The sequence below is a fragment of the Roseburia sp. 1XD42-34 genome (assembly GCF_009917385.1).
Taxonomy (GTDB): Bacteria; Bacillota; Bacilli; order Bacillales; family Amphibacillaceae; genus Virgibacillus.
In genome coordinates, this window is the sequence record NZ_QWLJ01000048.1 from 1 (window position 1) to 26,994 (window position 26,994).

At 35.0% G+C, this 26,994-nt stretch carries 33 protein-coding genes; 26 read left to right on the top strand and 7 right to left on the bottom strand.

Features of this window, described 5'->3' with window-relative positions; genetic code table 11:
• From D1839_RS18015 to D1839_RS20555, 26 genes are all read left to right on the top strand, one after another.
• On the top strand, nucleotides 1–450 hold a 450-nt coding region (locus D1839_RS18015; RefSeq protein ID WP_207667466.1), incomplete at its 5' end, for a terminase large subunit.
• A 12-nt stretch (nucleotides 451–462) separates the two neighbouring features.
• Nucleotides 463–1,842 (top strand): phage portal protein, encoded by a 1,380-nt coding sequence (locus D1839_RS18020; RefSeq protein WP_199690402.1) that lies wholly within the window; start codon nucleotides 463–465, stop codon nucleotides 1,840–1,842.
• 10 nt (nucleotides 1,843–1,852) lie between these two features.
• Entirely contained in the window at nucleotides 1,853–3,274 is a 1,422-nt protein-coding gene (locus D1839_RS21150; protein WP_120381188.1) for a minor capsid protein, read from the top strand.
• On the top strand, nucleotides 3,267–3,419 hold the full coding sequence (locus tag D1839_RS18030; RefSeq protein ID WP_158589698.1) for a hypothetical protein: 153 nt from the start codon (nucleotides 3,267–3,269) through the stop codon (nucleotides 3,417–3,419). Before D1839_RS21150 ends, D1839_RS18030 begins: the two co-directional genes overlap by 8 nt.
• Before the next feature lie 53 nt (nucleotides 3,420–3,472).
• On the top strand, nucleotides 3,473–3,793 hold the full coding sequence (locus D1839_RS18035) for a hypothetical protein (RefSeq protein ID WP_120381189.1): 321 nt from the start codon (nucleotides 3,473–3,475) through the stop codon (nucleotides 3,791–3,793).
• 29 nt (nucleotides 3,794–3,822) lie between these two features.
• Entirely contained in the window at nucleotides 3,823–3,990 is a 168-nt protein-coding gene (locus tag D1839_RS18040; RefSeq protein ID WP_158589699.1) for a hypothetical protein, read from the top strand.
• A gap of 19 nt (nucleotides 3,991–4,009) precedes the next feature.
• Nucleotides 4,010–4,216 carry an Acb2/Tad1 domain-containing protein gene (locus D1839_RS18045; RefSeq protein ID WP_120381190.1) on the top strand — a complete coding sequence of 69 codons (207 nt, stop codon included), beginning with the start codon at nucleotides 4,010–4,012 and terminating at the stop codon, nucleotides 4,214–4,216.
• Nucleotides 4,217–4,414: 198 nt separating this feature from the next.
• Nucleotides 4,415–5,068 (top strand): DUF4355 domain-containing protein, encoded by a 654-nt coding sequence (locus tag D1839_RS18050; protein ID WP_120381191.1) that lies wholly within the window; start codon nucleotides 4,415–4,417, stop codon nucleotides 5,066–5,068.
• A 14-nt stretch (nucleotides 5,069–5,082) separates the two neighbouring features.
• A complete protein-coding gene (locus tag D1839_RS18055; RefSeq protein ID WP_120381192.1) occupies nucleotides 5,083–5,418 on the top strand; it encodes a hypothetical protein in 336 nt (111 codons plus the stop codon).
• Between the two features lie 2 nt (nucleotides 5,419–5,420).
• Nucleotides 5,421–6,476 carry a major capsid protein gene (locus D1839_RS18060; RefSeq protein WP_120381193.1) on the top strand — a complete coding sequence of 352 codons (1,056 nt, stop codon included), beginning with the start codon at nucleotides 5,421–5,423 and terminating at the stop codon, nucleotides 6,474–6,476.
• 74 nt (nucleotides 6,477–6,550) lie between these two features.
• Nucleotides 6,551–6,871, top strand: coding sequence for a hypothetical protein (locus D1839_RS18065; RefSeq protein ID WP_120381194.1), 321 nt, complete (start codon nucleotides 6,551–6,553; stop codon nucleotides 6,869–6,871).
• A gap of 10 nt (nucleotides 6,872–6,881) precedes the next feature.
• Nucleotides 6,882–7,220 carry a phage head-tail connector protein gene (locus tag D1839_RS18070; RefSeq protein ID WP_120381195.1) on the top strand — a complete coding sequence of 113 codons (339 nt, stop codon included), beginning with the start codon at nucleotides 6,882–6,884 and terminating at the stop codon, nucleotides 7,218–7,220.
• On the top strand, nucleotides 7,217–7,528 hold the full coding sequence (locus D1839_RS18075; RefSeq protein ID WP_120381196.1) for a hypothetical protein: 312 nt from the start codon (nucleotides 7,217–7,219) through the stop codon (nucleotides 7,526–7,528). The genes D1839_RS18070 and D1839_RS18075 overlap by 4 nt, the downstream gene beginning before the upstream one ends.
• Nucleotides 7,519–7,857, top strand: coding sequence for an HK97-gp10 family putative phage morphogenesis protein (locus D1839_RS18080; protein WP_120381197.1), 339 nt, complete (start codon nucleotides 7,519–7,521; stop codon nucleotides 7,855–7,857). The genes D1839_RS18075 and D1839_RS18080 overlap by 10 nt, the downstream gene beginning before the upstream one ends.
• 9 nt (nucleotides 7,858–7,866) lie before the next feature.
• Nucleotides 7,867–8,256 (top strand): hypothetical protein, encoded by a 390-nt coding sequence (locus D1839_RS18085; RefSeq protein WP_120381198.1) that lies wholly within the window; start codon nucleotides 7,867–7,869, stop codon nucleotides 8,254–8,256.
• 11 nt (nucleotides 8,257–8,267) lie between these two features.
• Nucleotides 8,268–8,825: a phage major tail protein, TP901-1 family gene (locus D1839_RS18090; protein WP_120381199.1), complete on the top strand. Its 558-nt coding sequence runs from the start codon at nucleotides 8,268–8,270 to the stop codon at nucleotides 8,823–8,825.
• 101 nt (nucleotides 8,826–8,926) lie between these two features.
• Complete coding sequence (locus D1839_RS18095) at nucleotides 8,927–9,307, top strand: tail assembly chaperone (RefSeq protein WP_120381200.1); 381 nt, start codon at nucleotides 8,927–8,929, stop codon at nucleotides 9,305–9,307.
• A gap of 68 nt (nucleotides 9,308–9,375) precedes the next feature.
• The gene (locus tag D1839_RS18100; protein WP_147358293.1) at nucleotides 9,376–9,669 is read left to right on the top strand and encodes a hypothetical protein; all 294 of its coding nucleotides are present in this window, start codon (nucleotides 9,376–9,378) and stop codon (nucleotides 9,667–9,669) included.
• A gap of 4 nt (nucleotides 9,670–9,673) precedes the next feature.
• Nucleotides 9,674–12,613 carry a phage tail protein gene (locus tag D1839_RS18105; protein ID WP_120381202.1) on the top strand — a complete coding sequence of 980 codons (2,940 nt, stop codon included), beginning with the start codon at nucleotides 9,674–9,676 and terminating at the stop codon, nucleotides 12,611–12,613.
• A 15-nt stretch (nucleotides 12,614–12,628) separates the two neighbouring features.
• Nucleotides 12,629–14,140 carry a distal tail protein Dit gene (locus tag D1839_RS18110; RefSeq protein WP_120381203.1) on the top strand — a complete coding sequence of 504 codons (1,512 nt, stop codon included), beginning with the start codon at nucleotides 12,629–12,631 and terminating at the stop codon, nucleotides 14,138–14,140.
• A gap of 8 nt (nucleotides 14,141–14,148) precedes the next feature.
• Nucleotides 14,149–16,845 (top strand): phage tail spike protein, encoded by a 2,697-nt coding sequence (locus D1839_RS18115; protein ID WP_120381204.1) that lies wholly within the window; start codon nucleotides 14,149–14,151, stop codon nucleotides 16,843–16,845.
• A gap of 12 nt (nucleotides 16,846–16,857) precedes the next feature.
• Entirely contained in the window at nucleotides 16,858–17,172 is a 315-nt protein-coding gene (locus tag D1839_RS18120) for a hypothetical protein (protein ID WP_120381205.1), read from the top strand.
• Nucleotides 17,173–17,304: a hypothetical protein gene (locus tag D1839_RS20950; protein ID WP_286164861.1), complete on the top strand. Its 132-nt coding sequence runs from the start codon at nucleotides 17,173–17,175 to the stop codon at nucleotides 17,302–17,304.
• 96 nt (nucleotides 17,305–17,400) lie between these two features.
• Nucleotides 17,401–17,730, top strand: coding sequence for a hypothetical protein (locus D1839_RS18125; RefSeq protein ID WP_120381206.1), 330 nt, complete (start codon nucleotides 17,401–17,403; stop codon nucleotides 17,728–17,730).
• 63 nt (nucleotides 17,731–17,793) lie between these two features.
• The gene (locus D1839_RS18130) at nucleotides 17,794–18,246 is read left to right on the top strand and encodes a phage holin family protein (protein ID WP_286168764.1); all 453 of its coding nucleotides are present in this window, start codon (nucleotides 17,794–17,796) and stop codon (nucleotides 18,244–18,246) included.
• A gap of 56 nt (nucleotides 18,247–18,302) precedes the next feature.
• Nucleotides 18,303–19,337, top strand: a complete 1,035-nt coding sequence (locus D1839_RS20555) for a peptidoglycan recognition protein family protein (protein ID WP_120381207.1) — start codon at nucleotides 18,303–18,305, stop codon at nucleotides 19,335–19,337.
• A 230-nt stretch (nucleotides 19,338–19,567) separates the two neighbouring features.
• Here D1839_RS20555 and D1839_RS18140 read toward each other — a convergent pair whose 3' ends face one another.
• From D1839_RS18140 to D1839_RS18170, 7 genes are all read right to left on the bottom strand, one after another.
• Nucleotides 19,568–19,978: a hypothetical protein gene (locus D1839_RS18140; RefSeq protein WP_120381208.1), complete on the bottom strand. Its 411-nt coding sequence runs from the start codon at nucleotides 19,976–19,978 to the stop codon at nucleotides 19,568–19,570.
• Nucleotides 19,971–20,399, bottom strand: coding sequence for a hypothetical protein (locus tag D1839_RS18145; RefSeq protein WP_120381209.1), 429 nt, complete (start codon nucleotides 20,397–20,399; stop codon nucleotides 19,971–19,973). The genes D1839_RS18140 and D1839_RS18145 overlap by 8 nt, the downstream gene beginning before the upstream one ends.
• A gap of 169 nt (nucleotides 20,400–20,568) precedes the next feature.
• On the bottom strand, nucleotides 20,569–22,176 hold the full coding sequence (locus D1839_RS18150) for a DUF2326 domain-containing protein (RefSeq protein WP_120381210.1): 1,608 nt from the start codon (nucleotides 22,174–22,176) through the stop codon (nucleotides 20,569–20,571).
• On the bottom strand, nucleotides 22,154–22,393 hold the full coding sequence (locus D1839_RS18155) for an ABC-three component system middle component 7 (RefSeq protein ID WP_120381211.1): 240 nt from the start codon (nucleotides 22,391–22,393) through the stop codon (nucleotides 22,154–22,156). The genes D1839_RS18150 and D1839_RS18155 overlap by 23 nt, the downstream gene beginning before the upstream one ends.
• Nucleotides 22,393–23,151 carry an ABC-three component system protein gene (locus D1839_RS18160; protein ID WP_120381212.1) on the bottom strand — a complete coding sequence of 253 codons (759 nt, stop codon included), beginning with the start codon at nucleotides 23,149–23,151 and terminating at the stop codon, nucleotides 22,393–22,395. The genes D1839_RS18155 and D1839_RS18160 overlap by 1 nt, the downstream gene beginning before the upstream one ends.
• Nucleotides 23,152–23,955: 804 nt before the next feature.
• On the bottom strand, nucleotides 23,956–25,227 hold the full coding sequence (locus D1839_RS18165; protein ID WP_120381213.1) for a hypothetical protein: 1,272 nt from the start codon (nucleotides 25,225–25,227) through the stop codon (nucleotides 23,956–23,958).
• A 463-nt stretch (nucleotides 25,228–25,690) separates the two neighbouring features.
• Entirely contained in the window at nucleotides 25,691–26,773 is a 1,083-nt protein-coding gene (locus D1839_RS18170) for a thermonuclease family protein (RefSeq protein WP_120381214.1), read from the bottom strand.
• Nucleotides 26,774–26,994 lie beyond the last annotated feature (221 nt).

Sequence of the window (26,994 nt, forward strand, 5' to 3'; positions counted from 1 at the left end):
ATAGACGATAAAAATAAAATTCTTTACATCTATTGGGAATATTACAGTCGTCATAAAGACGATCCAGAAATAGCGGATGATCTTCAAGAATTTGTTGAAACAAAGGAACGCATAAAAGGTGATTTTGCTGAACCAAAAACCATCTACTATTTAAAAAAGCGTGGTATCAATATTTCAGGAGCTTACAAACCAAAAGGTTCTCGCTTACAAAATACAAAGAAGATAAAAAGATTTAAACGCATTGTTTGTTCAGAGCAATGTCCAAACACGATTAGAGAGTTAAAGAATCTCACATATAAAAAGGATAGGCATGGCAATACAATTTATGACGAGTTTAATATTGACCCGCATACTTTTTCAGCTATTTGGTACGGATTAGATGACTATGAGGTTGTCGATTTAAAAGATAAAAAAGAAACATACAAAGCATTACAAAGGCTCGGTTTATAAAGGAGGGATATCTTGGATAGTAGTAAAAAGCGTTTTTTAGATGAATCTAATAAACAGTATGTATATGCCAGTACAGACGAACTGTTAGATAACTTGGGTGATTTAAAAGAGATGGTTACTAATCATGAGAAACATCAGGCTAGTAGATTAAAAGAGTTGGAAAGTTATTACCTTGGCGATAACACTACTATTTTAAAGAAAAAACGTAGGAAAGAAGAACATTTAGCTGATCATAGAGCAACGCATAATTTTGCTAAATACGTTTCTCAGTTTATCCAGGGGTATATGGTTGGTGTCCCGATTAAAATGCAATATGAAGATGACGATAAAGCAACCAATGAAATACTTACTAGCATAAATCGTATAAATGAGGCGGATGCCCATAACAGCGAATTAATACTAGATTTATCTATATACGGTAGAGCATATGAATTACTTTTCCGTTCCCAAGATGACGAAGTGAAATTTGTTTCTCTTAATCCAAAAGGGACGTTTGTGATTTATGATAAAACGGTTGAAAAAAAACCTATTGCAGGTATTAGATACTACCGTGAAGATGAGGGAACGTTTATAGAGTTGTACACCAAAACACAAAAAGTGAAAATTGTACATGATGAAGAGGAAAAGTTAAATATCGTTGATAGCGAAATGCATTTTTTTGATGGTGTGCCAATAATTGAATATGTGAATAACCGTTTTAGGCAAGGGGATTTTGAAAATGTGTTGAACCTAATTGATTTATATGATGCTGCGCAATCTGACACAGCCAACTATATGACGGATATAAACGACGCCATGTTAAAAATAGTTGGAAACTTAGAGATGGATCCAAAAGAAGCAGATGAAATGCGGGAACGAAACGTCTTATTGTTAACACCAGGTACAGACGCCAACGGAAAACAATTAAATGCTGATGCAGATTACATTTATAAAAAATATGATGTTGCTGGTGTTGAAAAATATAAAGATAGAGTACAAGCTGATATTCATAAGTTTACGAATACCCCTAACATGAATGATGAAAGTTTTGCAGGTGTGCAATCCGGCGAATCGATGAAATATAAGTTATTTGGATTGGAACAAGTTAGAGCAACAAAAGAAAGGTATTTCAAGCGTTCATTGCGTACTAGGTACAGGTTAATTAATAACATCTTAGAGTTTGCACAAGAAGGTAGCTTTGACGCTGATAAAATGGCGATTACTTTCACACCTAATCTTCCTAAGTCGGCAAAAGATGAAGTAGATATGTTTAATTCGCTTGGCGGTGAGTTATCAGAGGAAACGAAATTAAGTTTACTTTCCCTTGTAGAAAACCCTCAAGAGGAATTGGAACGTTTGGAAAAACAACGTAAGAAAACACGCCCTAGTCAATACCTGGACACACCGAATTGAGGTGTTTTAAGTGCCTAAACAAAGCTACTGGGAAAAGAGAGAAAAAGACCACATCAAAAGAGAACAGATGAAAGACGAAGAAATAGCCAGGGAAATAGAAAGGATTATACAAATTGCTTTACTGGAAGCTGAAAAGGAAATAAGAAATTTCTACTCCCGTTATGCGGGTAAAAATAACTTAACTCCTGCAGAAGCAAAAAAAGCAATATCTGAATTTGATGTACAAGCTTTTGAAGCCATTGCAGCAAAGTATGTGAAAGAGAAAAATTTTAGTGATAAAGCGAATAAAGAACTATATACTTACAACACTAAAATGCGCATTAGTAGGCAAGAACTTCTTATGATGTATTTAAATGCTCATTTAGTTGTAATGGCTGACGAACAAGTTAAAACTATGCAAGAATACTTTGAAGAGGCTGCCATGTCAGAAGTTGCTAGACAGGCTGGTATACTAGGTGCCAATATCGTGATTACTCAACCAACTTTATTGTCCATTGTTGGAGCTTCTTTTCACGGTGCTGTATGGTCTACACGTATTTGGGATGATATGGTAGGATTACGTGAAGAATTAGATAGGATTATCACCAGTTCTATTATTCGAGGTGCTCATCCTGATAAATTCATCAAAGATATACGGGAAAGGTTTAGTGTTTCAACATTCTATGCTAGGAGATTATTAATTACGGAAGTTGCTAGAGTCCAAACGGAAGCGCAAAAAATATCGTATCAAAAGCTTGGTGATGAAGATGCCGAATATAGATTTATCGCTCTCATGGATGACAGAACTACAAAAACATGTAAAAGTCTAAACGGTAAGAGATTTAAAGTTAAGGATATGAAACCGGGTGTTAATGCACCTCCTATGCATCCTTTTTGCAGGTCAAGCACTGTATTAGACTTAGGGGACTGGCGTACTAAATTCTTTGAAGAAAAGAAGAAGACTTATGCATTGGATGCGGATGATGAAAAAGCATTTACTATTGATGATGAGAGGGTAATTAAAAATTACATGGGCGCTCAATCCTATGTGGTGAATGACAAATTACGTAATGGCTATAAATTAGATGAGGATGAAAAGAAGTTTGTAAAAAATCTCGATAGAGCTCTAGGCAAAATGCCTAAATATAAAGGTGATTTAACCAGGTCGTTGTATTTCAATACTCCTAAAAAAATGAAAGAGTTCCTATCAAAACATGAAATAGACAATGTTGTACAGTATAATGGTTATACATCAACTACAAAGGGAGTTAGATATAATCCTGAATCACAAGTTGAGCTATATATACTAGACAGTAAGAATGGCAGAGATTTAACTAAATTTAATGCTGCCGAAGCTGAAATTTTGTATGAACGAGATGCAAAATTCAAAGTAGTTGGTAGAGAAACATTCAAGGGAGTCGAATATATCTTTTTGGAGGAATATGATGAATAAAAACAATGAATTGTTTAAACATCCAAGATGGACAGAACCTCCTACACCAAAGGTTATAGGAAAAGTTAAAACTACGAAAAAAGAGAAAAAAGAAAACAAAAGAAAAATAGAAGAAGCAATGAAAAGGATTAAAGGCACTGACTAATCAAAAATGGTCAGGTGCTTTTTATTTTTTCAATGTATAAGGGAGGTTATGAGATGGTTTATACATGGCATACAAGTAAAATCTATGCTTTACCAATCGTAGACGGGATTCTCAATTGTGGTAATACTAAGTTTAGCTACAATGAAAAAGAAGCAAAAATACAATTTGTTTTAGCTGATGAACAGTCACAAAAATTTCTTGATACTGTTGCTACTGGTAAAAACCATGAATTACGCGCACGGTTTGGTGACAGTGATTCAACATACCTATTATTCCCTCGCTGTTCATCGAGATTATCAAAAATTGAAAGTGAAGTAGAAGATTATACAACAGTGGAATTAACCTTAAAAAGGGAAGGTGATAGTGATGATTAAACATATTCTTTCAAATATAGGTGGTTTTTATGGAAAAATATCTTAAATCCATTGATAAGAGTTTAAAAACGATAGCGAAAGAATTAAAAAAGATGAATGATATTAAACAACAGACAGAACCATTTGAGAAGAAATATAGAGATACATCTTGTTGTGATGTCGATATTGAAAATACAAGGCCTGAGGGTAGTAATTAAAAACATAGGAGGATATGAAATGAACAACCAAATCGAAAATAGCTTTAGTTATCATGCACCAAAAGAAGAACAGGTTGAGAAATATAATGCAATAAGAGAGAAAGCTAAGGAACTAGCTTATCTGATTGATGAAGTTTGTCCTAACAGTCGTGAAAAGTCAGTTGCATTAACTAATCTGGAAACATCTATCATGTGGGCAAACGCCTCTATTGCTAGAAACGAATAACCCTCGTCTTTAGCCAACAGACGTTATAAACAGGGCTTTTTATTATGCCAAAATCAATCGTACACGGGCATTTTATAACTTAATAGAGTAAATACATTAGGAAGGTCGTAGATGGGCTTATATGGCGTGTCTGGGGCTTTTTTTAATGCATTGAAATAGACAGTGAATAATGCGTGTGTGGGAAATGGAGGAAATGAAATGTTTAAAGATATGAAAAAACAAATAAAACCATTAAAAATGCAGTTACAATTTTTTGCGGAGGAAGATCCAGATCCAAAAGACCCACCTGCAGATCTACCGAAAGAACCAACAGACCTGAAAGGCGGAGAACCTACTAAAGTAGAGCTAACAGAAGAAGAATTACAAAAGAAAATTGAATCTGAATCAGATAGAAAACTGCAAAGAGCTTTACAAAAGAAAGAACAAGAGTGGGAAACAAAAACACAGGAAGCTATTAAGCAGGCTTTGGCAGAAGAAAAACGCTTGTCAAAGCTATCTGAAAAAGAGCAAGAAGAAGAACGCATGACCAAGCGCGAAAAAGAATTACAAGATCGCGAGAATGAACTAAAACGCAAGGAGTTAAAGGCAGAAGCGATTACGGACTTGAGCAATAAAGAACTACCGACTGAATTTGCAGACTTTCTACTTGCGGAAGATGCTGAAAAAACACTAGAAAACATCAACTCATTTAAAAAGGCGTTTGATGCAGCTGTAAATAAAGCTGTTAAAGAAAAACTGCGTCAAGAAACGCCAGATAGTGGCGTGGGAACCAGTAAAGGCACAAACACTATTGCTGAGATTCGCAATAAAAAAGATAAAGAACAAAATAAAGCGCCTGATTTGTGGGCATAGAGGAGAGATATTAGATGTACGTATCAAAGAAAACGACTTATGATAGCAATCCAAGTTTTGTTTCGAGTGAACATATTATTAGTCGCACTCGTACAGCAACGCAATCTATGGGAGTTAATCAAAACGGAAAAATTATTTTAAAAGCTGGGACAGTTTACCCTGCAAATGATGCTACAGCACAAGGGGTTACTTTACATGATGTTGAATTAACTCATGGTGATCAACCAGTAGGTGTTATGGTAGAGGGCTATATTTATGAGTCTCGTTTACCAGAAAAAGTATCTGATGAAGCAAAAACGGCAATGAAAGCAATTAAATTTGAAGATTATAATGCAACGGAGGGTAAATAATTATGCCAAACATTGAAGAGTTTTTGACTGACCAAGCACTACAAGATTATACACAATCTCGTGAATACCCATTAACAGTTGGTGATGGATTATTCCCGACTGATCGAACAGAAGAATTTGAAATCAAATATTTGTTAGGTAGTAATGCAGCGCCAGTATCGGCATCTGTACATGCTTACGATACGGAATCGCAAATTGGATCACGTGATGGAATTGAAGAAATGAGCATGGAACCTGCATTGATTAAAAGAAAAATCAAAATGGGTGAACGATTAATTAAGTCCATGACACAAGCTCGTACTAATGCAGAAGTGCAACGTGTTATTGATCGTATCTATAATGATGTCGATAATATGGTTAACTCTGTGCGTACTCGTATTGAACGTATGCGCTTTGAAGCTATTTCAACAGGTAAACTTACAATTAATGAAAATGGATTAAAAGGCACTATTAACTATGGTGTAGCAAAAGATCAAAAGGAAACATTAACAGATACTAAAATTTGGTCAGATGCAAAGGCTAAACCATTAGATGATATTGATCGTTTTGTAAACAAAGTTGTAGAGCACTCGGGGGTTACGCCAACAAGAATTTTAACTTCTCGTAAAGTGTTCAACGTTTTAAAACGTCATGATTCGGTACGTAAGGGTATTTTTGGTGTTAATAGCGCACGTCTTGTAACAAATGCTGAATTGAATGCTTTTTTACAAGAACAAGGGTTACCTGCTATTGCTACAGATGATCGTGTATACCGTGAGCAAAAGAATGACGGAAGTTATGTAACAAAAAGATTTTTCCCGGAAGACGCTTTTGTATTATTGCCTGGTGGTGAACTTGGTAAGACGGTTCACGGCATTACTCCTGAAGAAGCAAATATGCGTTACATGCAAACAGCAACGTTTGAAAACTTTGGTAATATTGTTGCTCAAATTTATTCAACTAACGACCCTGTGGCGCGTTGGACAAAAGCTGTAGCACTTGCAATGCCTTCATTTCCAACTGCAAACCAGATCTTTATTGCCAATGTTTTAGGAGGAGATGGGAACGATACTCCCTAATGAACCCCTTGGAATAGGGGACGCCAAAATTGGAGACACCCTTGAAATAGGGTAATAAAAAAGGAGGAATTTTCATGGCTACAAAAGAAGAATTAAAACAAGTATTTGTGACTGGTGCTGTACCAACAGAACAGAACTTTCATGACTTGATCGATGTTGCTGGTTCTCCTGGAAATAAAGGAGATGCAGGAAAATCAGCTTATCAAATAGCTGTCGACAATGGTTTCAAAGGGACGGAGCAAGAGTGGTTGGCATCTTTAAAAGGTCCAAAAGGGGATACTGTAAAAGGCAAGGATGGCGTTAGTGTCACAGACATTACATCTGATGGCACAAATATCACTTTTACCTTATCGGATGGCAACACTAAAGAAATCCCTTGGCCAAAACAAGGGTAAGGAGTAACTTATGGATACTTTAGATAACGTAAAGACTGTGTTGGGAATTGTAGATGAGCTACAAGATAAGGTTCTAACGATAATTATTAACAATACTCGTTCCCATTTAACATTATGGTTAAAGAAGCATACGGATTTAAAAGAAATACCCGAAGAATTGAACTTTATCGTTGAAGAACTAGTTATTGCTCGTTTCCAGCGCATTGGGAGCGAAGGAATGAAGTCCGAATCTGTGGAGGGGCATTCCGTCACCTATAACGAGGATGACTTTGCTCCTTATTTATCGATTCTAAGTGCTTTTATTCCTGACAACGAAGAGAAAAAGCAAGGAAAGGTGTGCTTTTATTGAGGTACACAGACCGTATCACGTTGCATAAAACATTTGGAAGGCAATATGACCCGGAACAAGGAAAAACAGTGGTAGCTGTTGATGAAGGGGTTGTATTGCCTTGTAATTTGTCCCCTGTGACGTTGGAAAAGTCTGCAATGGTCTTTGGTTCCATTGATAAGAAAGTCGCCACAGCCCGCCTACAACGCCCGTATAAAGATTATGCAGATAAAGCAGTTGTTAATGGTCAAAAATACAACGTTCTCCGGCATATCCCGTATAAGTCAGAGAGCGTTTTTTATTTGGAAGGTGTAGAAGAATGGACTTAGATGATTTGATAAATCAATTTGACCGAATGTACGATGAAATTGAGGACGATGTTGGGGAAATCGTTAAAAACAACACCATTGAAATGACAAAGGAAACAGTAAGCAATGCTGAAAAGCGATTTGATAAGGGATATGCAACGGGTTATACGGCACGAAACATTGAAACAGATGTAATAGATAAACTTCATGCTAAAACAATTTCAAAGTCCGAGCATTCAGGCTATCTAAACTATGGTACTAGATTTATGGAAGCCACTTGGTTTTTACGAGATGCGTATTTAAACCAGCGCGAAAAAGTCCATAAAGATTTAAAAAAGTTAGTAGAGTAGGGTGAATATATGGAATCACCACAATTACAGTTGTTTAACCACATATTTAACAAATCATTAGCATTAGGGTATGCAACCATTGACTACTCTCCAGTGAGCAATAAAGGGTTAACGTATCCGTTCGTATACGTAGGAGAACGAGTTAGTGAGGACATTATAAACAACAAACAGGTTATTACAGGCAGAATAATGCAAACAGTCCATGTATGGGCTTATGCGAATAACAGAAGTTTGTTCGATCAGATGATGTTCAAACTGCAAATGGAGTTTAGAAAGATAAATAGATTACCGAATTATAGATTGAAATTAGAAGGATTAAATTCCAATGATATGTACGATAACACGACAAGCGATGACTTGCTTCACGGAATTATTGAAGTAGAGTATCGCTTAGTTTAGGAGGAAATTATATGCCAGAAATTGCAAACGGGGTACACAAAGTATTGTACTTTCGTAAATTAGGGGAAGCCGCCAACGCGGCAAAGCTAGTATTTCAAACGGAACATGCCAAGTCTTATGCACGTGACCGCGAATCGACGCCTACAAAGGATGGGAATGTACAGGGTTCTGCACCACTAGAGGATGAAGTAAGCATTACTGCCATACAATCCACAGACGACCCTACATTTACCATGTTGGAGGATTCTATTGTAGAAGATTTTCCTGTAGAAATGTGGGAAGTTGATTTAGCTAAGAAGAAAGTATTTAACGAAGACGGAAAAGAAATAACAAAGTTTGCTGCTGAATACCGTCAGGGTTATATTACCGAGTGGGAAGCGACGAGCTCCGCCGAGGATAATCCAGAAGTGGAAGGAACATTTTTAACAGTAGGAGTAAGACAAAAAGATTACGCTACTTTACCAGAAGGGGATATTGAAACACTTTCCTATGTGTTTCATGACATATTGGAGACTGATCCAGCGGATGATGGATTAGCTAAACCGCCAGAGAATGATGATACTCCCTAATGAACCCCTGCCAATAGGGGATGCTGTAATTGGAAAAACATTAAAGATTGATTAGAGGGGGGAAAATGACCCTCTCTTTATTACTTTGAGGAGGAATATTTATGCATATTAACTTTAACGGTAGAGAGATTGAACTTTCATTCGGACTTCGTACATTAACAGAAATTGATAAGGATTTAGGCTTAGAAATTGAGGGAGCAAATCTTGGGGAAGGATTAGAAATGCTTGTACCTAAGTTACAGTCCGGAAATATCATAGGCTTATCCAAAATTATTAAGGCAGCTACCGCACATGACAAAAAGGCACCTAAAACATACGAGGATCTAGAGCATGTACTAGATAATATCGCTGAAAACCAAGGCTTTGAGAAATTTGGCCAACAAGTGATTGAAGAATTGGGAAAGCGACCTATGACCCGAAACCTAGTACCAGAAGGAATGAAGAAAGAGAAAAAAGAAAAGACGGTACCAAGCAAGGGTTAACCTACAACGAAATCGTTATATACTCTTTACGTAAAGGATTTAAATCCCATTTGCATGAAGTTGAAAAGATGACTCTAACTGAATTTCTGTATAAGAAATATGCCCAAGAATATAAAGAAATTGATGAACTTTATAAACTGCACTTAGTAGCCTTTTTAAATAGAAACGCCACATTGACCAAGAATGTAGGAACAGATAAAAAGCCTAAAGAGGAATTTGTGTATAAGAAGTTTGATGACTTTTTTGATTATGACCGAATTATAAAACAAGTAGATGAAGGGTTTACCAAGAAGGAAGAAAAGAAGGAAAACAAGCGTTTATCTCCAGCTGAATTAGCAGCAATACGAAACAGAAAGGGGTGAGGATGTGTCTAACTATTCCATTGAGGCGGAAATAAAAGCGAGCATTTCTAAATATAGAAAAGCTATTCAAACAGCCAGAAATGTTACGAAGCGATTCAAAAAAGAATCAGAAGCTGCGAAAAATACAGATGTGGATGCGGATATCAAACCACTGAAACGAAACCTTAAAAAAGCAAAGAAGTTAATGCAGATGTTTACTAAGTCAAAAAACGAGGTTAACGTGGACGCTGATACGTCAGAGGCCGTAAGAAAAATGGGTATGCTTCAAGCGATCAAGACAGCACTAAATAAAAGGGTTGTTATTCCTATTGAAGCCAGAGTGAATAAATTTCACCGCATGGTTGGAAGGATTGCCAATAATATTAGAGCCTTAGAGACAGTTTCGTTGAGTGTTTTTACTGGAATAGGTATTATAGCATCCACCGTGGCCATACCCGCCCTTGCCGCATTAGTACTAGTTATTGCGGCTATTGGTAATTCGTTGGTTGTGGTCGGATCAGCAGCTGTTGCATTAGGAGCCGGTTTTGGAATTGCAGGTGGCGCAGCCCTTGCGTTTGGCGCTGCGGCGATACCCACCATAACAAGTATTGTGGATGGTACAGCAAAAGCAACAGAGGAAAATAAAAAGGCCGCAAAGGCGTTGGAGACACTTAAAAGTTCTTGGCAAAAAGTACAAGAAGCAATTGCTCCTCAAGTGGCTGTGGCTTTTGGTAATGCACTGAAAGGAATAGAGGCATCGATCACATCCTTACAGCCCATGTTTGAAAATGTAGCAAGCACGGTTGCTACATTGGCGACCAGATTTAATGAGTTTACAGGAAGCAAAACAGCACAAGCATTTTTTGGCTACCTAAATAAAAATGCGGGTCCTATCTTGGACAAAATAGTAAGTGGTATTGGCGGATTTGTAAAAGGACTAATGAATTTAACGGTGGCATTTGCACCTTTAACGGATTTTGTTGTACAAGGGTTTGCAAATATGGGACAATCCTTTGCTAATTTCACAGCTAGTATACAAGGTTCTGCCGCATTACAAAACTTTATTAATTTCGTTAAAACGAACTTACCATTAATCGGGTCAATATTCGGCGATACATTTATGGGAATCATTAATTTGTTTAGTTCTTTTTCTGGTAGTACTACATCTATATTGGAATCCTTGGCTACCATGGCAGAAAGCTTTAGAACTTGGTCAGCCACCATATCAGAATCAGATGGTTTTCAAAAATTCATGTTATATGTGCAAGAAAATGGCCCAAAAGTGATGTCACTAATCGGTCAATTAATTACTTTTGTGATGAACATGGCCATTGCTTTGGCACCACTAGGAGCAACAGTGCTTGATTTGGCTAATAAATTTTTCACTTGGATTAATGGGTTAATGCAAACCAATCCATGGATTGGAACACTTATTGCGATGGGAGGTTTATTAGTTTCCTCATTACTTAAATTAGCCCCAGTTATAGGGCTTGTTATTAATGCATTCTTTGGATTGGTAGGAATAGTTTCCAAAATAGCTCCATGGATCATGGGGACGATAACTGCTGTATCGGCGTTTATCGGTATATTAATGTATTTATATAACACAAATGAGACGGTTCGAGCGGCTATACAAACAGCTTGGACTTTTATCATGAATATAATTCAAACGGTAATAACAGAGGTCTACAGCTTTGTACTTTCTATTTGGGGGCAATTAGTAATTTGGTGGCAACAAAATAACCAAATGATACTACAAGCTGCACAAAACGTCTGGACTGTAATATCTACTGTCATTAGCACAGTTATGAATATCATATGGGGTATTATGCAAGTGATATGGCCGGTAATAAAGTCGTTGGTGGTCTCAACATGGAATGCAATAAAAGGAGCTATACAAGCTGCAATAGATATCATTTTAGGTATCATTGAATTTTTTAGTGCTTTGTTTACTGGCAATTGGTCTAAATTGTGGCAAGCAATTAAAAAGATCGTTTCTAACGCTGTAAAACTGGTGTGGAATTTGGTTCAGTTATGGTTTGTCGGAAAGATACTCAAACTTGGAAAGACCTTATTCAAAAGCCTAACAGGAATTGTCAGGAACCTTTGGAGCAAAGTGTCTAGTTTCTTTACCAGTGGAGTTTCGAAGGCGAAAAACATTGTATCAACAGGCTTTAACTTTATCAAAAGTAAAATTTCATCCATTATGAATGCTGTTAAATCGGTCATTTCAAGCATTTGGAATGGTATTAAAAGCAAAATATCCAGCGTTATGAATGCTATTAAATCAACCATTTCAAACATTTGGAACGGGATTAAAAGCACGATATCCAATGTCGTTACTAGTATTAAATCAAAAGTTTCTAATGTTTTTAACTCACTCAAAGGGGTTACAAGCAAAGCTTTTAACGCTGTTAAAAATGCAGTTAAATCTGGAATGGATAAAGCTTTAAATGTTGTAGTTAACATTAAAGATAAGTTTTTAGACGCTGGTAAAAATATTGTTGGTTCTATAGCTAAAGGTATAACAGGAGCCATTGGTAAAGTAAAAGACGCCATAGGCAAAGTAACACAGAAGATACGTGATTTCCTACCATTTTCCCCTGCTAAAGAGGGAGCTTTGCGAGACATCATGAAAATACAAATACCTCAAAGTATCGCGAAGTCCATTGACCGAGGTAGTGGTGTGGCAATCAAATCAATGTCCAGGCTGTCAAAAGACATTGATAAGGAAATGCCTAGCGCTGAAATGAAATTTAATACAAATCAACTTACATCTAGTTTAAGAGGTTTAAGACGAAGTGCTGCCACTCAAGTCCAAAGTGCTATAAATGCAGATATAGACGTACAGAAACAGCCTGCACATATAAACATATCCTTAGGCAGGCAAGAATTTAGTGTATTTGTAGATGATATAACAACAGTACAAGAAAGAAAAGCAAGAGTTAGAAGATCATTTAATTAGGGAGGAAGTGCTTTTATGTATGGTTTCGTAGATTTAACAACGGGAAGTGTTGCCAAAAGCACTTCCTTTTCTATTCAAACTGTTTTTAACGGTACTAATTTAGATCAACAATTGTCCGACGAAACAGGGAGTTTTGTAACTTTAACTATTGAAGGTCGGGGGAATGTAAAGCAGAGAATCGAATCAACGGAAGTCCCGGGTATGGATGGCGCTTTAGAATACACAAGCACAACGTATGATGTGCGGGAAATAGCTGTTAAGTATAAACTATCAGACCGTACAAATGAAGGGTTCAGAAGCCGTGTAAACAGGTTGAACAGCCTGTTAAGAGGCAGTAAAAGACAGCTCCGTTTTACAGATGAAGATGCGTTTTACTATGCAACTTTATCAGAAAACACTATTCCTGAAGAAGAATCTAATGACTTAATTGGAACACTAACCTTTATTTGTTCTGATCCGTTTAAATATGGAAAAGAACATATTTTACATTTTGAATCTGATGTTATTACAGTCACGAATAAAGGAACAGCCGAAGTTAAACCAGTAATTGAAATGGAAGTATTGGGAGACCCCCTTACTCTATCTCCATTTGTTATGGTACAGAATCAAGAAGAACAATATATGTTAATTGGTGAAGCATTAGACGTAGAGTCCAGCACACCATATCAAAAATATGAACGTGTGATGTATTCAGACGCTAACGCGCTAACAGGATGGACTACAGCGGCAACTGGTGAGGTAGATGGCTTAATAGCAGGAAAAATGGAAGCTGTTAAAGATCGATTTCAGGCAGCCTCATATGGTTCCGGTTCCGGTTGGCATGGACCAGCTGTAAAACAATCACTGCCAGAGGCTTTACAGGATTTTAGGTTGAACACATGGATTACTTTAGATAATAGTGGTCAAACGGTAGGACGTATAGAATTGTATCTATTGGATGTAAACGGCAATCAAGTGGCCAAGGTAGCGATGAAAGATGTGCGTCGAGGTGAACGCTTAGGATATGGTGAGGCGAGAGTAGGTGGTGCTCTCGCAAATCATTTTTTAATCTCAGAATATGGCGATCGCAAGGGTTCTTGGAATAATTTTGCTGGGATCCTTCGAATTGAACGGGAAGGTAATATGTGGAGTGCTTTTTTTGGCAAAGGCAATGCAAAGAATGGTTACCATACTCGCAGGTTTGCTTATTGGAGGGACACCAGAAATAAATATAATATACCTGTTGCGCAAGTTGTAGTACACATGGGACAGTACGGAAAAAATAAACCGTGTACTGGTGGAGTATACTCTATATCTGTAGAAAAGATTAATCAAGTGGATCAAGGTACACCTGTCATAGTACGAACAGGAGATTTTATTAAATTTGATACAAGAGCTGAGGAAATAACCATTAACGGTGAACCTAGAACCGATATTGTTGATTTTGGAACAGAGTATTTTGGATTAAAACCGGGAGATAACCAATTGGTCATTATGCCTAATGATAGTTTTAAAACTACGATAAAATATAGAGATACATTTAGGTAGGCGATTGTATGAGTAAAATAATTATTGCAGACGGTCAGACTGATAAAATTTATAGTTGGATAAATAAATCAAATATTTTAGAGAACAAACATGTGAAATCTATGAAGGACACGGTAGAAACTTTTGATTTTCAAACGTATGGAGACCAGCCTTTCTCACAACATTTATTCAAACGAAATCGTATTGTTATTCCAGACGAAGATGGCAAGTGGATTGAATTTATTATTTCTGAAAGTGTTAAATACCACAATAGCAGTGGGATTTTATTAACAGATATATTTGGGCGTGCTAGCTACGTAGACCTAAAGAAATCGAAAGTCATTGCCCCCATGAAAACAGAAGCTTTAAGTGCTGAATCACATGCTAGAAACGCGCTTGCCGGCACAGAGTGGGAAGTGGGGAACGTTTCTTTTAATGGTGTTCGGACTTTTACTTTTGATACTCATTTGAATCCTTACACTTATTTAAAAAAGATTGCTAGTGAATTTGATCTTGAGTTACATTTTCGGGTAGAAGTGGATTATTACCGTGTTTCCGGAAGATACGTAGATATAGTTGAAAAAGCAGGTATCTGGCGGGGGAGAACTGTGGAGTTTGGAAAAGACCTATTAGGTATACGGAGAATAGAAAAAACAGACCAAATAGTAACAGCACTTAAAGGTATTGGACCAGAAAAAGAAGATGGTACAAGGTTAGAAGTGTTCGTTGAGGACAAAGACGCCCTTGCGAGATGGGGAAGAAACGGTAACCACCTTATTGAAGTTTACGAACCACAATCTACCGATCAAGATATGTCAATGGATCGTTTAACTACTCTTACAGAGAATGAACTTCAAAAGCGAGTAAATGCGACTGTAGAGTATGAAGCAGAAGTTGCGGATCTTGAACATGTTCCAGGTATGGAAAATAAAAAAATTCGCTTCGGGGATACCATTAAGATTAAGGATGTTAAGTTCTACCCACCATTATATCTTGAAGCTAGGGTGCACACCCTAGAAAGGAATATTATTGATAAGTCTCAAAAGAAAGTTATTCTTGGTGACTACATTGAGTATACAGAAGATGAAGTAAAAGCTGTTTGGAAGTCGTTACAAGCTGAAATACGTAAAAAGGTTTCCATGGCAGAATTAAAAGAAGTTACTTACGATAAGCTTACTATTGACGAAAAAGACAAGGTTGTTTTGGACGAAGGTAAGTCGATCACAGAATCTGTAAGATTAGATGTTAAAGAATATGCAGATACCCAAGATCAAAGTGTTTATCAGGATTCTACATTGTATGCCGACCAACAAAAGAAGAACTTAAAGAATGACGTGGAATCCGGAGGAGTTAAAGTTCCGACAACTAGCTTAGAAGGTGCTATTAAATTAGCAAACAATGTATTGGAAAATGCTAGTTCCACGGTTTATACAGACGAAGAAGGAAACTTTTATTTTGTTGATAGCAGAAATGTAGTAAAGATAACATCTAAAGGAATAGGAGTATCGTCAAATGGTGTAACTGGACCATTTACCAACGCACTAACCGGACGAGGACTAAACGCAACTGCCATCGTAACAGGAGTATTAAATGCTGATGTAGTAAAAATAGAAAATAACAAAGTAATTATAAATGAGAAAGGGGTGAACGTAAAAAATGGTGCGTTCACCTTGGAAGATCAGACCACAGGAATTAAATCTATATTACGAGAAAACTCAAATATGATAGCAGATCATTCATTTGAGTTGATAGTACCTCATACCAGTATTGACCCTGTCAGTTCAACAGCCAGTATTTTTACAGTTAATCAAGACAGTCTACTTAATAGTCCGTGGTCAAACTCTAAGCCCGCGGAAGCTAGGTTAATGGTCTCTTTTGACGCAAGTACGGAAACTTTATTTGGGCAAAGGGCAGTGATTTTAAGAGGATTAGATTATGGAACCTGGGATCAGATTGTACAAATACCAGCACAGTTTAAGCACACAAACTCTATGAGTTTTTCAGCGTTCGTGGCTCCGTTTGAAAGGACAACCTACGATGTCGAGGTGTCCATGCGGATGCAATTAGTAACTAAAAATGGAGCATGGGTGCAAGATTTAAACACAGTAAACCATATAATCGATCATGCAGATAAATATAATTGGACACGATTAAGTGTGTCTTATAACGGTCGGATACCTAAAGGTGACTATAATGTGAGGTTGAGGATATTTTTAAACAATAACAAATCCAGTGCTATGCTTTTATGCGATGGCGTACAATTAGTACCATTTGAACATCCGACTCTATATTATCCAGAGACCCAAGTTTTTAGAGCTCTAACGGGCACAGACAAAGCGCTAAGCTTTTCAACAAATGATTTTGATGCTGGATATGCCGCAATTGATACACTATGGGTAAATACCATGAAGAAACAAGCACATGCGTTTGCCAATCTCCGAAATGGTTGGGTGCCGTATGGAGGCAGCTTTCAATATCCAAGATATACTAAACTAGCAACGGGTATGGTTTATCTGGCGGGATTGATGAAAGGCGGATTAGTTGGCAAATATACAGCTTTTATACTGCCTAAAGGTTGTAGACCAAACATGCTCGAAACATTTCGAACGAACGGTTCTCGTGGCGGAGCCGATGTTTATGTCTATCCCAACGGAGACGTAAGAGTTATTAGCGGTAACGCCGGACATGTATCTTTGAGTGGTATTTGTTTTCTAGGAGAAAATTAGGAGGATATTGCCATGTCAGATTTAACTAAAACCGAAGTGATTGAAGTGGATGCGGAAGGTGAAATTATTGATAATCATCTAATGGATTCTGATGAAATTAATGAGGCGGTTAACGAGGGAAGGTTCATTGTTAAAAATGGCTGGACAAATCGATTGTTTCACCCTAAATTCGATCACCTTTCTAAAAAATGGGTAGAAGGGTTAACTGTGGAGGAAATAAAAAACAAACAAATTGAAATAGAAGATCAGCATAGTAAGCCGTTAGATGGTGAAATGAACGCTATCGCACTTATGGAATTAACTGAATCTATATTAGGAGGTAAATAAATGTTGGCTATGCTATTTGCAACGTATATTATCAGAGGATTATGGGAGTATCAAAGGGTGCCGAATGTATTGAAGGAAGATGTGGACGCTATTTTGGTAGCTGAAGGTAGAGAGGATTTAATAAAACGCTGAATAGGCGTTATTTTTATGTGAGGAATGGAGGAAAATTTTCCTTACTGTCGAATGTAATAATTAAGAAACTAATATTTTTTAAAAGGAGTGTCTCGAATGCAACCAATTGAAGAAAGGTACAGAAACATTGAAGATTTAACTTTTGATGAGGCGAAAAGAATATTAGAGAGTGCGGGCTATAAAACTTATAATAATGTATACGATATGGGCGATGAGGTTTTAGTTGATGATAAAACCTCATATGGCGTTTTGGTTCCTGAAACTGCTCCAGAAGAATTATTGGAAGTGATAAAAGAAGAAGGAAGTGAATTTTACTCTTTTGATACAGGATCTATGAATGCTATTGTGGCAAAGGTTGTCCAAGTATTAATAAACCGAGTTGAGGAATTAGAAAAAGAAGTTGCAGAACTTAAAGCGAATAAATAGGTTAATTATTATAAGCATCTCAAACGAGGTGCTTTTTTAATATCAAAAAACAGGAGGTACATGATGATAGACATGATTATTAATATGGCAAAAACAACAACGGCAGTCGCATCTGTCGTTTTTGCATTTTTATATGGAGGTTGGACAGTGTCGCTAATAGCTTTAGTAGTATTTGTCGTATTGGACTATATAACAGGTATAGCAGCAAGTGCATATGAGGGTAAGTTGTCAAGTAGAGTTGGATTTTGGGGAATCGGTAAAAAGGTGTTTATCTTCGCCATGGTTGCCACTGCACATGTAATTGACCTGGTGCTAATTGATGCAACAGAGATTGAGGCTTTTGTAATGACTGCCACTATTTACTTTTACATTGTAAATGAGTTGGTATCAATTCTAGAAAACGCAGGTAGGTTAAGTCTGCCTATTCCAAGTCCAATTAAAAAGGCAATTAATATTTTTCAAGGTAGATTGAAGGATTACGATGACGACACTTTAAAAGAGAAAAACGTTGATTAAGGCGCTCCTTCGGGTGCCTTTTTTATATTAAAAAATTAAAGAGGAGAGGTTAAGTAATGACTAAACTTAAAAACAAATATTCAATTCAACGTCGTTATGTAACAAACAAAAATGCTAGGCCAAGAATTAAAAACTTAGGTGTCGATTTCTTGGTGGCGCATGAAACTGCCAATAATAACGCTGATGCTGATGCACACTATAATTATTTCCAAGGCATCACTTTCAGTGCATCTGCTCATACGTTTATCGATGACAATAAAATATTAGAGATTATTCCTTTAGATGAAAAAGCATGGCATGTACGCTATGATGTGCCAAGAGATAACCGAATGTATGGGGATGACGCAAATGATGTAGCTATTGGTACGGAGCTTTGTCGTACCGGAGACTTTGATAAGGCGTATGATCGTTATGTTTGGTATCATGCTTACCTGTGTAAAAAGTTTGGGTTAAATCCTAAAAAAGACATTGTTGCACACTCTAAATTAGATCCTAGTCGTCGTACAGACCCACAAAGTTGGCTAGAACCAAATGGGGTTAGCTGGAATAAGTTTATTAATGATGTTAATGACTATTATCGTAATTGGGGTAGTGATGGATCACAGGCGATAAAGCCATCAAATCCTAGCAAACCTAGCAAAGGATACAGAAAGACAGCCACAGACCATGTAGGTATGCGCCTTGAAAACATTTACCATACAAACGTAAATTATTACAATAGCCCCAGATGGGATAACCCGACAGGTACATTTAAACCCGGACATGGATGGACTATTACAGGTAAGTATATTGTAGACGGGAGTTATCAGTATCAGGTTAAAAACAGCAAAGGACATACGTATTATGTTACCGCTCATGACAAATATGTAAAGGTTATTAGGGGTAAATCTGCCGCATCCAGCAAGCCAAAACCAAAATCATTTAAACCAGGACAAAAAGTAACTGTTAAAAAATCCGCAAGCACATTTGCTACTGGCGAATCGATTGCCGATTTTGTTAAGGGTAACTCATACACGGTTAAACAGGTTAAATCAGATCGTGTGTTACTTGGTGGCATTATGTCTTGGGTTCGTAAATCGGACGTGTATTAATTAAAAAAGCCCCTCTTGAGTTGAGGGGCTGCGGAAATGAGAGGGAATTCATGATCCTGTATTAGTTTGTCCAACAACGTGTGAAATATCCCTGTTTTAAATATTTAAAGACCCCGTCTTTAGTTGGTTGGGGGAAAACAAAAAAAAAACTTGAATAAGAACAGCAAAGGGCACATTTATTATGTAACAGCTAGTAAAAAATATAGCCCTCAAAACCATGAGGGCTATAATCAAAACACAAAACCTAATATTCCAACTGCAACCGCAGCGATCGCAATTCCAGTACTAATTAAAAATTTTCTGTCCTCTTTTCGATTCTTATCATTTTCTTCTTTAAAAGTAGCGAATTTTTCACTTATTATTTTTTCGGTTTTAGTATTAAGGTGGTCAATTTTTTCAGAAAAGATATGTTGTTGAAATTCGAACTTTTGATCTAAAGATTTTTCCAAATTATCAATTCTTTGATCGATATATACTTTTACATTATCATCCATCTTTTCCACCTCACTCTTTTCATTAGTTCTTACTTCTATTTTATCATCTATATATGTATAATATCCATTTTTGTGCAAATCTATATCTGTTGGTGTCATTTTTCTGAAATTAACGCTATCTGGGTTAAATTCATATACCTCACTCATGTTTTTCACCTTCATGATTTTCTTGTTCATTTGGTTTTACCAAAAAGAAAGTGCTTTTTTCTTCGTGTAAAGTAACTATTTGAAACCTGAAACTATAAACTCCCGGTTCTGCAAATTTAACTTCGCCTATATTGACTGATAAATTGAAATCAACGCCATATTCCTTAGTTGCATCTTCGGTTGCTTGAATATCAGCTATGTTACCGATGATTTTTTCACCTCTCGGTGAATACAAAAAATATGCAAGTTGATATGTAACGCCTCGTTTTAAACTGAAAACACCTATATTTACAGTAAACTTAGGTTCGAACGGAAAAACGTCTGTCGTTAACACTGAGAAAGGTTCGACTAATATAACCTCTTCTGTTTCATTACTTTTCATAACTTCTTTTGCTAAAACTATATGTCCTATACTAGGCATTAATAATCCTCCAATAGATGAAAATGTTTGATGTACCTTTATTTGATTTCTACAAAATTTAGCAAAATCCTTCATTTTTTTCAAACAAAATAAAAAAAGACATCCTATATTAACGTGTATTGATATTGAAAAGCCTACTCTTATTGGGGTAGGCTTGATATTTTTGACTTTATTTATTGGTGTCTCTCCAGTCTTTACGGGTTAAAAGTTTATCCTTGGATAATTGAATAATTTTCTTTTTTTGTAGAACTTCTTGAGTTTCATTACTGTATACATTTATGAGATCAATAGCAATGAATATTTGTTTGTTAAATGAATTATAATACTTAATTATTTGGTCAACAGTTTCTTTTTCGATGTTCTTAAACAAGAAAGAATCATGAATAATAAAAGGCAATTTTGTTAATAAAAATATGGCTAAATCAAATAATATTAAGTTTGTATAAGCTTTTCCAGTTCCAGTATTATCAAATATTTTGTAGTCGTATCTATTATATGATAAGTTCAGTTTTGGTGCAGTTCTCTTATCATAATGGATGGTGTCATTTATTTCTTTAATTTGTGTATTAATTTTAGCACTGATGTCATTTACTATTTCTGTTTTTGTTTCTTCAAGGTGCTCTTTACTTTCTTTAGCAGATGTTCTAATTTCATGCGTTTGCTTATAATATTCGTTTTCTTCTTGCAACTTTTTAATTTCCGTGGTATATTCAATCAATTTTTCAACAAAAACATTCATTTCTTCATCAGGATTAATAAGTTGATTTTGTTTTTTATTTAAATTATTAATTTGTTTATTTATTTCTTTTAATTGGTTTCTTAACTCTTTTTTTGCTTTTTTTAGTTCTTCAGTTAATATGGAACTAATTCCTTCGTGAAAAGATTCAATCTCATCTAATTTCTGTGAATTTACTTCTGGGAAAAATTCTAAGAGACTATCAAAACCAGCATCAGTATTTTTATTGATCGATTTATTTGTTCTGTTAAATCTTGACATTAAATAATCTTTTTCATCGAGTAATTTGTTTTTTTCTTCTCTTATCTCAATTAATTCATCAGAAACAACTTCATCAAAATTCATTTTAGGAGCATAAGACTTTTCTTTGATCTTTTCTCTTTCGTTAATTAAGTTTTGTATCCTCTTTATGTTTTGTTGATATTTTCTTTTTGTTATTCTAGGTATTAATTCAAATTTACTAGCTTTATTTAACACCTTGTTCTTTATGTTTAATGTTTTTAATTCTGTATCTTGTTTCTTTATGGGGTCGTAACAGTTAAACAACTTTATTAAATTAGTTACGGTTTCAGTAAATTTTTGGTTGGGAAAGCTATGTAGAGGTTTCTTGATGTCGTCATTAGTTTTTCCCCATACTCTAGAAAAAGTACTAACTATAGATCTGAAAGTTAAATAATTATCTTCTAATTTATACAGTTCTTTTAACTTCCTGGTAAAGTCTATATCCTTTAATGGATTTAATTTTTCACCACTATTATTACTTTCATAAATAAATTTTGGTTCTTTAGTGTCTCTTATAAAATAATAATCTTCGTTGTGAAATCTGAATGCGTATAGAAATTCGTGATGGCCTAATTTATCTATCATATCTTTATTATGTGAAGTATATGTATTTCCTCCAAAAACAAAGTCTATAATCATTAGTAAAGTTGATTTTCCTATAGAGTTAGATCCTTCGTCATCCCCTAACACAACATTCAAACCCTTGTGAAATCTTATGGAACCCTCTAGGAATATTTTACTTTCTATCCTTGTTAACAAATAAAACAACTCCTCTATCAAAATCTACTTCTATGACGTCAAGTAGGTATAATACGTCAAGTGAATAAATGAATTCATCTATTTCATCAAAATTATCTTGAGTTAAAAAGAATAATTCTTTTATATTAATTTCTTTATTTTTAATGTAAGTTAGGATATTAGTCATCTTTCCAATAATTGAATCGCTTAAGTTAATAACTTTATTTGGAACTAGCATTAAAACACCTCACAGTTTTGTATAAAAAAGGAAATTATGATCCCGCAAGCTCCTTCAAAACTACCGCCAGTTTTTTTAGACATCCATTCAGTAAGTTGCCTATAAATATCTTCTTGAGTGTAGTCTTTTTTACTTAAAGTAGTATAGAAAGACTTTACTTGTGCAGATATTGAATTGAATGATTTTGGGTATTGGCTATCTAATCGACGAAATTGTTCTTGGATATATAAGTAATAATCTCTTATTTCATTTCTTATCCGATTCTTTGTTATTTTGGTTAAAGTATCATTTGCTTTTTCATCCAGTCTTAAAGCATTCATTTCTAATTGTGTAGATACATCTATCTCAAAGTCTTCAACTAGTTTCGTAATTACTTCTTTAATCTCTGTTTCTATTTGATAATCCCTGTATCTGTTTCTTATTTCATTTTTGCTTAGTAAATTTTTTTTGATACTAAACAACTTTCTGTATCCCATAACTGTTCTAGGATTATCAAACATCTTATGGCAATCTCTACATAAAGCAATAATGTTATTCAAATGATTGACATCATCATGTAGTTTCTTTTCATTCTTTAATAATTCTTTTTCCTCGTTAGAAGGGTTTAATGGATATATATGAGCTCCCTCAAATAATTTATGTTGCTTTCCTTGTTTTTTATACATTAGAGACTTTGCGCATAAAGGGCACATATTTTCAACTTCTGCAAGAAGATAGGCACTTTCATTAGAAGTTAATTTTTTTCTTTTTTGTTTCATTTTAAAAACACACCATCCTTAAAGCAAAAGTACTATTATCTTAATAATTTATAGTTCGACAAACTTATACAAAATCCTCTTTTTACCAATAATTTTGCTGTTTTATTTTTCTGCATAGCCAAAACGACCTCCTATACCATAATCAAAATGAGTTACGGGTAGATGGTGGTTTTGTGTAGATAAAGCTAATTATTGGTATAATTAGGTAAAAAAGGAGGTTGTCAACATGAATCGCCGTATCCTAGGGGCAGGTACTTTTATTGTATCAACGTTTTATTTTTTTTATTAGTGAATTTAATATCATTGAAAGTATAATAGGATCTTTAATAGCTGGCTATATCTTCTATATATTTCTACCAAAAAACAAAAAAGATAATTGACAAAAAATGAGTGAAAAGGTTATTTAAAAATCCGACAGCTAATAAAATTAATAAAACCAATCCGCGTGCAAATATAGTCCGCATATAACTCATCTTAAACTTTTTTATTACACACTCAAAATAACTTACCCTCTACTTATAATTCGACAGTAGTTAGTAACAATTCCTTTACCTTGCAAACGAATGAAAATTCTAATTGTTTGTCCTTTTATATTGACATGTATAAGTGTGAAGGGAGTCTCATGGGACTTGAACATGTCAACAGTTCTCCTTTAGGTGAACAGATATACATTTTGGAACAACTTATTCTAAATGAAATATAAAGAGAAGCTTCAATTGCAAACACTCTTCTGTTTAGTCATGCATAATAATGCTTGTATTAAAAAACATCCGCCGTTTTTCTACTGGAAATCACCCCATAAATTCAATCGTTAAACTTTGTATTCATAAACATAATAACTTCTAATGCCAGAAAAGCTGCATAAAATGTTCTGTATAATAAACTTCCAAACTCAATTAAGTATAAATCCCATTCCTTGCTTCTATCTTTAAAGCTTATTATTTGCAAATCAGGAATATATGTGTATGAATGATGGCCAATACTATTCCTAAGTGAGTTATTTAGTATAGAGGGAATATCATAAATTTCATCAAATAGATTTTCATCCTCAAAAAACTTCACTTTGTTCCCTTTATTCTTTACCTTTTTATCATAATCTTGGATACTTTTAATAGTCTTAAATTTACCTTGAGATACTTCATTAAATTTGTTTCTATCCCCTCTATTAAGAATGTTTTGTAACCCCAGAAAAATCGGCAAGACAGAGGTCAATATTTCAAATGATTCAACATAATAATTCTTCAGCATTTCAAAATTGGTAGTCAAAATCCCCTGTTTTTCTTTTATATCATCTATATTGTGAGTTCTGTATATTTCAGATAAAATAACTGGCAATATAAGACGGTAACTCTCATTAAAGTTACCTAATAGATGAATAATGTTCTTGTCTGAATTTAATAATAACTCCTGTAAATCTTTTTTTAATTTTATTAACTCAACAGGGTGAAGTTTTTTTGCTTGCATTAACATATTTCTTAGAGTAATAATATCTTTAATATGTCCACTTTCTGTCAGTAAAAATTTGAATGGTTTATATAACACCTCCATTATTTTTTTAGGGTAATCTATATTTAATACTGCTCCCATAACTACTGGATCAACAAAGTAATGTTTTAAAAGCTGCCTATTTAAATAAATATAATTTTTATTTTTGTAGAGTTCCCATAACCTTAAAGTAACCGTAAATTGTTCTTCAAACTCTTCAGTTATATATTTTATAAAATCAATTTTTCTTTGTTTTGTTTCAAAATTTAACTGTTCCATAATAAATGGTGAAAGCACCATTGTAGGATCTGACTTGTCTAATTTCTTTATTTTATCAGTAAAAAACTCTGTTGCTAATTGTAGCAAATGACTTTCATTACCGTAGTCTTCTGTAAAAATAGCATTATTACATTTAAACTCTTTAATAAGTCCATTTTCTATGTTTTCGTTCCAGGTTAGATTACCTTGAATGGTAATTTTACATTTGGGGCAGTTAAAAGCAAATGGATTTTCAAGTACATACCCTCCGTGTACTTTTAAACGTACAACATTTCCACATACCTTACATTTCAAATTCAAGTTATGGTTCATTTACTTTGTATTTCCTTTCCAATAAAAATTTCAAGATTGATTTTATTAAAATATCCTGTCCCCTTAGTGTTAGGATTAAAGCAAGATAGATCCACTACCTTTCTCAATATGAAAATTAATTGTTCCTTGAAGCAATACATTTAGAGCAGACCAGGATATTCCTAGTTCATAAAGAACAAAAATAGCTTCTTTTTTCATGTTATTGCCTTTTCGTTGTGTCATTGTAGAAAATGAAAATCATAATTTTAGGGTGATTATCCAGCTTAGGGTTTCAAACGTCTTATTGTTAAAAAAACTCAAACCTATCAACAATCTCCTTAAAGCTTCCCACAGCAATAATTACTGATTTATTTTTAAAACAGTAATAGTGCGTAACCGTATGTGCGTCATCCAAATAAACGTGGTCATTTTGATTGAATTTTTTATTGCACACTCCACAGTGCATATTATCGCTCCTTTTTAACTAGCTTTCACACCCTACACCGTCACCGTCTCTATCCAAGTGTTTAGCGTAACCTGGTTGACCTCGTTTAATAGGAGCGGCTCCAGCTGCACGTACAGCATCACAGTTTTTATAATAAACAGAAGGACTATCTTGTTTAGGTTGTTGAGCTTTCTGCTTAGGTTGCTCTTCCTTTTGTTCTGCACAACCATTAAAACCATCATCCGTTACATAACCGTTTGATTTCCAAATTGCAACATTCTCATTTTCCGCGTTATCTTCTGCTTTTTCAAATTGATCTAGGTAACGAGTGTTAGGAGGATATACATAAGCTACGCGTGCTAATCCCTCTTTTAATAATGTTTCTTGTACAGATTTACCGTCAACGTATACATACGCTAGTAATCTACCATACTTATCTTTGCGTTCTCCAACATCAAATTCAATTTCTAACTGACCACTGTTAACAAGTTGCTTATTTCTGTCAGAAGCTCTTTGGCCATATGGCTGAACACAGGTGTTTGGATGTTTTGATTCTGGAGTATCAATTAGTAGATATCGAACAGTTTCTTCTTGTCCATTGTAATTCACTTTGATTGTGTCACCGTCTACAGTTTTAGTTAAGGTGACAGGAATTCTTTCTGTCGTACCAGATGTTTGTGTAGCCTTCTTTTTTTCAGCATTTTGCCCATTGTTACTTTCATTGTTGCTGAATTCTTTTTCATTCTTATCTGTTGGACTTTCATTCGTTACTTTTTCTTTATCCTTACTCTTTCCAGCTGTAGAATCTTTATCGTCATCATTGCTTTGGTCAAGTTCTGCTTGTTCTATTTTCACATCATTAGCAGTAGCTTCTTTTGCCTCATCATCTCCTCCCGTACAGGCAGAGACGGTAGAGACAATAAATAGAGCTAGTCCTATCCCTGCAACAACTTGGGATGAGATTTTCCCTTTCTTAATACCCTTTTTTTCATCTTTATTTAGCAGATAACCACCTAAAAGCATTATGCCAATTGATAATACAATAAGCCAAAACTCTAGCAGAAGCCAAATAAGGATAGCAAATGCTGTAAGTAATATTGTAACTACAATTAAAGTTGCCAATTTCATTCTCCTCCTATGTATTTATAGGTAAATGTTACCACAAGTTACAATCAGTTGGTATCTGTAATTTGTTTGTTTTCCATAAACAATTCCATATATTTCATGCTTTTAGTATAATGCAACTAAAGGGGTTACATTGAATTTATTACCAATGGGAATGGGAGGAGATGTTCATTAAGGCGCTTTATGTAAGCGACCTTCATAGCTATATCGACAAAACC